We start from the raw sequence: 6,200 nt of genomic DNA, 5'->3' as shown, positions 1-6,200 counted from the left end.
ATATCATGTATTTTGAGTAGTAGCAATTGTTTGCAATGCCACCTCGTGGAATGTGGGGAGAAACCATTATTAACTGTTTTTCCGTTCTTTTATCTGACGTTTTTTGCTTTTAGGAGCGGGTTTTTGATGTTGTTCCTCGTACTGGTTTTGGACTTTAAAGAGTTCTTTTGCCTGAATGATTAGATAATCCTGAAATAGACCGTTTAGTTCGATAAAAATCTGGTATAAATGGTCTAATTTGACATCGGGGGGGATGTCGCTGAAAATTTTGTCTGTTTTTCCTTCTCTTAAATATGCTCTTTCAACGCCGTATTTATAGCAAACTAACTCTATTGTACGTTCATTTACTGGCTGTTTGCCCGATTCCATACGGGCATAAACGCTTTGGGCGGTATAAATTCCCTTTGTAAAGTCCCTTTGGGAAAGTTTAAGGGCTGTTCTTACCGCTTTTAAGCGTTCATTTATGGGTATTGCCATTGAAACCCCTTACCAAGTCCAGAATACCAAAAAAACACAAAAAAAACAAGGTTTTATGTAAAAGGTATTGACTGATACTATATAAATCTTATATGATACTTATAGTAACATACAAGGTAAGGCGTTATGGAAGGGGAAATAGAAAAATTTGCCGTGATTAGTGAAATATACACGCACTTTACAGAAAAAAATAAGAAAAATTTGATAAAGATAGCGGAGAACTTATTGAAAGCTCAAAAGGAAGATGAAGCAATAGTTGCCGACGCAACAACTATGTCTGCTCAAGAAAATTTTTGCTGGAAAGGTTTATAAAAACATACAACAATATAATTTTGAACGAAGGAGAAACGGCATGAAAAAATTATTCATCGTATTACTGACGTTTTTTACGGCGATGGCGGCTGTTGCGCAGCAGGTGGAGATTTATCCACAGATTGGGACAGGGTATGGAATCAGCTCAATTAGTTACAGCCCTGACGGGAAATATATCCTTACTACGGATAATTATCGTGTTACCAGAGAAGGAAACGTAAAAATTTGGTCTGCGGAAACCGGTCGGGAAATTAAAACGCTCTATACTTGTTATTCTTACGCTAATTCAAGATATATGTGTGAATATGCTGAGTTTAGCCCTGACGGGAAAAAATGCCTTATGATCATTAACCGTTCGGAAGGCGGCATTTATGATTATAAAGACTGCGCAATTATAATTGTGGATGTTGAAACAGGCAGAACTTTAAGGCGGCTTAGCGGGCATGGTGGGTATATTCGCTCTGCCATTTTTAGCCCTGACGGGAAACGGGTAGTTTCCGGAAGTGATGATAAAACAATAAAGTTATGGGATGCCGAAAGCGGAAAGGAAATTAGTAATATCAGTGGGCATACAGATGTTGTTAATTCTGTTGCATGGAACCCAGATGGTAGACAAATTATTTCTTCTGCCAGTGATAAAACAACTAGAATATGGGATGTAGAAACAGGAAGGCAAATAAGAAGTATCACAACAAAGGACAATGTTAATAGAGTAAAAATGAGCCCAGACGGCAGACGATTATTATTAAGTGGTTATAATATTATGGGTGTTTTTGATGCAAATAACTTTAATCCAATATTCGGTATTGAGTATTCTAGTGATAATAGAAGAGAAGCTTTCAGTACTGATAGCCGAAATATTGCAATTGCAACTCTAAGAGAAATTAAAATTTTTAATGTAGCAAATGGAAAGGAAATTATACAGATATCATCAAACTTATCAATAAAGATGGATATATCAGTTATGATCCAAGCTAAACCACCAATTGCATACCATCCCAATGGAAAAAGTATCGTTGTCGGATATGTAGATGGAACAATCTTAATTTTTAACGCTGAAAATGGGAAAAACCTTCTAGCTTTTGGAACTCGCCATGTTCGTGATATACCATCCGCTTCTATCAGCCCCAATGGGAAATACATTGCCGTCGCCTTCGAAAAAGTTATCCATTTGTGGGATACAGGAACATTACAGCGCATAAAAATATTGAGCGGACATAACGACGATGTAGGGCGGGTGATATGGAGTCCTGACAGCAAACGGCTTGCGACTAAATCATACGGTGATAATGATAAAAGTGTTAAAATATGGGATGTGGAAAAAGGTCAGGTACTGAGAACAATAAGTAGTGGTTTTAGCGACAGCAAGGAAGGGGTTTATTATTGGAATGATGAGGCACATGCCATAACGTGGAATCCTAACAGTAAAATGTTGGCAACAGGTTCGTATAATACAGTTAAAATGTGGGATGTGGAAACTGGCAGACAGCAATGGGCAACTTTAATACCAAAAAGAGACATAGAATCTATCACTTTCGAACCGCAAGGCCGTCATCTCTATGTATCATATGGACGAATGCTTGATGCTTCAAACGGAAATATACTTAAAACAAATGAAAATTCAGGTTTTTCAAATTCCAGTCCTGATATGAAACTGTTTGTCCGTGCAAGCGGAGGAGAAGGTTTTTTTATACATGACTCTGAAACAGGTAAACTGATAAGACCCGGTAAAATGCTTTCTGATTACCCAAGTTTTGTTTCTTACAGCCCTGACAGTAAACGTATTATGATAAATCAGAATTTTGATGTAAATATTTACGATATTGAAACAACCAATATAGTCGGCTACCTTTCAGGTCATATTGCCAATGTAAGTTTCGCTTCATACAGCGCGGACGGTAAATGGATTGTTACCAGTTCTTATGACGGCTCTGTCCGCATTTGGAATGCGGAAACCTTTATTGAAAAAGTCCGCCTTATTTCCTTTGATGATGGCGAATGGATTGCCATGACGCCTGACGGCTACTACAACGCAAGCGCGAAAGGCGACCAGTATCTTAACGCAAGGGTGGGCAATACCGTTACCGGAATAGACCGCTACCGTTCTACATTTAACAAACCTGCGGTAGTACAGGCGAGGCTTGCCAACAGCGGCAGAATGGCGCACAAGGATACGATTACTTCGGTGGCTGTTCATCCAAACGGCACAAGAATCGCCTCGGTTTCCCTTGACAAGACCATCAAACTTTGGGATTTGGAAAGCGGTAAGGAACTGCGTATCATTACTGGCATTGGCGGTTCGGTGAATGCCGTCAGCTTTAGCCCGGACGGCAAGACCATTATCCACGGAGTGGAAGATAAGACAGTCAGGATATGGGACGCTGAAACAGGCAGGGCGGTACGGACAATCAGCGGCCACACGGACTATGTGAACGAAGCCCGTTACAGTCCCGACGGCAAGCGTATTGCCTCCTGCGCGGACGATAAACTTATTAAGATTTGGGACGCTGAATCGGGAAAGGAAATCCGTACTTTGAGCGGGCATACTGATATGGTTGGCGTGATAGCATGGAGTCCTGACGGAAAACGGATTGCCTCCGGCACAATTGAACAAGAAAAAACAATACGGATATGGGACGCTGAAAGCGGGCGTGTTTTGCAAACGATTCCGGGACAGGGAGGCAGGGTCATGGGTCTTGCGTACAGCCCTGACGGTAAAAGAATTGCGTCTTGTACGATGGAAGAAGCGGAAGTGAAAATATGGGACGCAAACACTGGAAAGTTAATAAAGAGCATACCTATAAAAGACTGTAAACCACTTTCTTTGGCGTGGAATTCCGATAGTAAACGTATTGCGGTTGGCTACATTGATGATGACAATGATGGGTGTATCGGAATATTTGATGTAGAGGCAGGTACACGAATACGTGAATTATGGATATTTGGTACACCCATGTCATTAACATGGACTCCTGACGGCAGACGGATCATCACTGCGTGTAATTTCAGCGACGCTAAAGTTATCAAGGTGTATGACGCATTGAGTGGGAAGGAGTTGTAGAGACAGGGGAAGTTAGAGGGTAATGTATGAAGAAAATTATTCCTGTTATAAGTTTTGTTTTCGTGGTTGTTTGTTCATCTTTGATTATCGTATATATTATTTATCCGCACGGAAAAAGCATTATAAAAGAAAATGGCATTGTGCAAGCCAATAACGAGGTTAATGATTTTTTGGACAAAGAACTTGACAGTGAAAGATTGGCGAGGCTTGCACAAATAGGAGAAAGTAATTTTGATGATATTATAGCCTATATCGAAGCGGATGCCGAAAGACAGCATTTTTTAGGCGTAACGCTGATTAGGCTCTCAGATTACGAAAGTAATTACGCGCTTGATTTTGAATCGCGGTATCCCCGTTATAAGGCGTACCGCGACATGGTAAATGAACTTTCGCGCAAGGATTATTCGGAATGGGTCGGGTCAATTATCAAAGGAACCGTTAAAATTGAATTTGAGGCAAATGTTTTTGATTATTTGTCCGGTCTTGATGACCGCCGGTATATCAACGACGCTATAAGCCGTTTTATCGCGATCTTAAACAATTCAAGTTCCGGCGGTTTTAGCGCTCAAACAAATAAAGACGCTTTTATTATTGGAGCGCTTTCGCTTTATATAATGCAGTTTCCCGGTAACAATACCGTTTTGAGAAACGCATTGGGGGAAAAAGCGGATCAATTTATCAGTTTATCAGAAAACAATTTAAATGACATTCACGGTATTCCCCTTAATCAGGTATATATTTACCTGTTTCTGAAGTATTTCGGGCTTGAAAATATAATTAATAAAAAAATGAATGAGTTTATAAGTTCCGGCAAAATAAGTTTGAATAAAACAGGGAAATGGGACGGGAGAACATGGAGTATGAAAGCAGTTGATAGTTTAGTAAATTACTTTTCTACAACCGGAAAAGGCATGTCTCAGAATTTTTATTCGTTAATACAATCAGGGTTCGATAAAAATCAATCTGAGCGTATTTATGTCGCGTTACGGGTTCTCAAGAATATAGGTTTTGATGACCCCGCGCCTTCTTTTAGAAATTTACTTGACAGGGCATCAAGACGGGAAAGCGATTTGCAGATAACAACTACTGAGATTATAAACGGTATGCGCGGACGAACAACGACAAATCCTATTATCTTTTCCGAAGAAGTCGCCGAGGTACGCCGGGAAATAGCGGGAAAAACAGACGTTCCGTTTGAGGCAATGCTCAATTCATCGTTAAAAACCAGCTCGGAAACCGGTAAATTCATTACTCCGCGCGTTACTGCTGTGGAAGTCGTTAATAAAGAGGTATCTGCAATGTCTGGTCAATACACAAAAGATTTTATTGTAAATACGGTAAAAACTTGGGAGGTAAAAAATAAAAATCTTGCAAACATGAGGTTTGTGGAAATAATTTTTGCTCTGCTTGCCTGTCTTGTTGTGTTAATCAAATTCAGTAAAAAAGACAATTCCAATATAGTAAAATCGCAAATAGTTCCTTACAGTTCGGCGGCGGCATTATCGTTATTGACTGCGTTTGTTATCAATTCAATTATTGCTACCCTGTAATGGCAATAGGATTAACAGGAGAGATTGTTAATTAAAGGAAATTAAATGGATGTAAAAAACTTTGCAGGCGGTATATTTATGCTTGCGGCGGTATTTTTTATTTTTTATACCCTTTTGGGTCTTGAAACCGCTATAACATTCACGGCTTTATACGGCATCCTGTTTACAATTGTATTCATAAAAAACTGGTTCCATGATTTTTGGTTAGCGGAACTGGCAATTAGTTTGATTTTTCTTCCATATTTAAAAAAGCAAATCGGACGATTTTTATCAAATAAAATAACCAGCATAGTTAAACATTTTGCGCCATCTATATCAGCAGACGGCATTTCAACCATAGAGCTTATTAGCATTGGCGTTATAATATTATTTTTATTGCTTACATTCCATTCATTAATAAAATTATTCCCCTGGTTTTATAAGAAGCATATTTTTATAAAAAAAGCCGGTAAAGAAAACATTGATAATTTTTGTAAATATTTGATAAAGTACATAAATAAATTGGATGACGATGTTAATTGGAACATGAAAAAATTTGTTGATATTGAAGCGCATATTAATAATAAACAAGTCAATTTGCTCAAGGCGTTGGAAAATATTAAATACCACAATGATAAAATGTTTCTTGTTCTAGGCGATCCAGGTTCGGGAAAAAGTGTTATTCTGCGTAAATTTTGTTTAGATATGCTTCATAAGGTACATTGGAACAACAAAATACCTTTGTATATAAATCTAAAAGAGTGGGACATAGATTGGAATAAACAAAACCCAACTAAAGATAACTTAAATGAATTTATAAT

The 6,200-nt window shown here is 38.5% G+C and carries 5 protein-coding genes; 4 read left to right on the top strand and 1 reads right to left on the bottom strand.

The annotated features are described in order from the left end of the window. Positions 1–69: 69 nt before the first annotated feature. The gene (locus ACYVRH_RS09835; RefSeq protein WP_461256738.1) at positions 70–477 is read right to left on the bottom strand and encodes a helix-turn-helix domain-containing protein; all 408 of its coding nucleotides are present in this window, start codon (positions 475–477) and stop codon (positions 70–72) included. A gap of 126 nt (positions 478–603) precedes the next feature. Between ACYVRH_RS09835 and ACYVRH_RS09830 the strand changes: the two genes are divergently transcribed. The 4 genes from ACYVRH_RS09830 to ACYVRH_RS09815 form a co-directional block, all read left to right on the top strand. Then, positions 604–789 carry a hypothetical protein gene (locus ACYVRH_RS09830; protein ID WP_461256737.1) on the top strand — a complete coding sequence of 62 codons (186 nt, stop codon included), beginning with the start codon at positions 604–606 and terminating at the stop codon, positions 787–789. 40 nt (positions 790–829) lie between these two features. Then, on the top strand, positions 830–3,850 hold the full coding sequence (locus ACYVRH_RS09825) for a WD40 domain-containing protein (RefSeq protein ID WP_461256736.1): 3,021 nt from the start codon (positions 830–832) through the stop codon (positions 3,848–3,850). Between the two features lie 26 nt (positions 3,851–3,876). Then, complete coding sequence (locus ACYVRH_RS09820; protein WP_461256735.1) at positions 3,877–5,400, top strand: hypothetical protein; 1,524 nt, start codon at positions 3,877–3,879, stop codon at positions 5,398–5,400. Positions 5,401–5,445: 45 nt separating this feature from the next. Then, positions 5,446–6,200 (top strand): hypothetical protein (locus tag ACYVRH_RS09815; RefSeq protein WP_461256734.1); only part of this gene is annotated, 755 nt, incomplete at its 3' end.

Source organism: Treponema sp. R80B11-R83G3, from assembly GCF_054786115.1.
The sequence above is the reverse complement of the archived record's forward strand: the minus strand, read 5'-3'. Positions and strand labels throughout refer to the sequence as shown.

What these genes read in the sequence shown, in the direction of transcription:
- ACYVRH_RS09835 (WP_461256738.1), bottom strand. Translation starts at nt 477, where the DNA reads ATGGCAATACCCATAAATGAACGCTTAAAAGCGGTAAGAACAGCCCTT.
- ACYVRH_RS09830 (WP_461256737.1), top strand. Translation starts at nt 604, where the DNA reads ATGGAAGGGGAAATAGAAAAATTTGCCGTGATTAGTGAAATATACACG.
- ACYVRH_RS09825 (WP_461256736.1), top strand. Translation starts at nt 830, where the DNA reads ATGAAAAAATTATTCATCGTATTACTGACGTTTTTTACGGCGATGGCG.
- ACYVRH_RS09820 (WP_461256735.1), top strand. Translation starts at nt 3,877, where the DNA reads ATGAAGAAAATTATTCCTGTTATAAGTTTTGTTTTCGTGGTTGTTTGT.